Raw genomic sequence first — 1,708 nt, forward strand, 5'->3', positions numbered from 1 at the left:
GCCAGCGTGCCTTCCTCCATCGTGGGGGACAGGGCGGGCATGAGGATTTCCGTGGGCATCTTTGATCCTCCTCTCAGCGCTGTGACAGCCGCTGGACGTGGGTATTTTTGCCAAGAAGAAGCCGCATTTCAGCGAACCTCGATCAGCGTCAGGATATCATAGGGCGGTCGCCGCGCATCGCCGCGTGCCAACCGTTCGACAGCGCGGGCCAGCGCCGCGCGATGGGCGGCGATCCATTCGTAGGCGTCCTGGTGCGAGGGCCGTCCGCCGGGGCGCAGCCCGCCGGCCATCAGGCATTCGGGCACAAAGGCGGCGCCGGCATCGGTTTCGATGCGATAGGCCTCACGCGCGACGTCGCGGCCCCGAACCTGAACCCGCGTGCTCACCGGTAGCAGACCTGTTTCGCCGCCTCGATCACCTCGGGCGTGGTGACAAGCGCGTGGCGTTCGAGGTTGGCGGCATAGGGCATGGGCACGTCCTTGCCGGTGACGTTGATGACCGGCGCGTCTAGCCAGTCGAAGGCCTGCTGCATCAGCGTCGCCGAGATGTAATTGCCGATCGAGGCCACGGGCCAGCCTTCCTCGACGGTCACGCAGCGGTTGGTTTTCTGCACGCTTGCGATGACCGCGGCCGTGTCGATGGGGCGAAGACAGCGCAGGTCGATGACCTCGGCCTCGATGCCCTCTTCGGCGAGTTTCTCGGCCGCTTCCAGCGCGTAGGTCATGCCGATGCCGAAGCTGACGATTGTCACGTCCGAACCTTCGCGCCAGATCCGGGCCTTGCCCAGCGGAACGGTGAAATCGTCGAGCACCGGCACGTCGAAACTGCGCCCGTAGAGGATCTCGTTCTCGAGGAAGATCACCGGGTTCGGGTCGCGGATGGCGCTTTTCAAGAGGCCCTTGGCGTCCGAGGCGCTGTAGGGCATCGCCACCTTGAGGCCGGGAATATGGGCATACCAGGCGGCGTAATCCTGGCTGTGCTGGGCGCCGACACGGGCGGCGGCGCCGCTGGGGCCACGGAAGACGATGGGACAGCCCATCTGCCCGCCGGACATGTACAGTGTCTTGGCCGCCGAGTTGATGATCTGGTCCATCGCCTGCATGGCGAAGTTGAAGGTCATGAACTCGACGATGGGGCGCAACCCGCCAAAGGCGGCACCGACACCGATGCCGGTAAAACCGTGTTCGGTAATCGGCGTGTCGATCACCCGTTTGGAGCCGAACTCGTCCAGCAGGCCCTGGCTTATCTTGTAGGCGCCCTGGTATTCGGCAACCTCCTCACCCATCAGGAAGACATCGCCATCGGCGCGCATTTCCTCGGCCATCGCGTCGCGCAGGGCTTCGCGGACCGTCTGCTTCTTTGTCTTGGTGCCTTCGGGCCAATCCGGCTCGGGGCGGGCGGCTTCGACCCTGGCCGGGGCGGCAGGCTGTGCAGCTGCTGCGGCGGGTTGGGCCGCAGGCTTGGCGGGTTGAACCGCTGCGCCCGTGTTCCCGACCTGATCCGGGACCTCTTCGCCCTCTTCGACCAGCACCGCGATGGGCGTGTTGACAGCGACGTTCTGCGTGCCCTCGGAGACAAGGATCTTGCCCATCACGCCCTCGTCCACGGCCTCGAATTCCATCGTGGCCTTGTCGGTCTCGATCTCGGCGATCACGTCACCGGCGGATACGGTGTCGCCCTCCTTGACCAGCCATTTGGCCAGCGTGCC

Annotated in this window: 2 protein-coding genes; both read right to left on the reverse strand. The window is 65.5% G+C overall.

The annotated features are described in order from the left end of the window. Positions 1–128: 128 nt before the first annotated feature. A complete protein-coding gene (locus PVW46_RS13490; protein WP_069208848.1) occupies positions 129–386 on the reverse strand; it encodes a hypothetical protein in 258 nt (85 codons plus the stop codon). After that, positions 383–1,708, reverse strand: a 1,326-nt coding sequence (locus PVW46_RS13495; RefSeq protein ID WP_274576182.1) for a pyruvate dehydrogenase complex E1 component subunit beta, incomplete at its 5' end; no start/stop codon positions are given. The genes PVW46_RS13495 and PVW46_RS13490, both read right to left, overlap by 4 nt.

Source organism: Mameliella sp. AT18 (assembly GCF_028807275.1).
Taxonomy (GTDB): domain Bacteria; phylum Pseudomonadota; class Alphaproteobacteria; order Rhodobacterales; family Rhodobacteraceae; genus Antarctobacter; species Antarctobacter albus.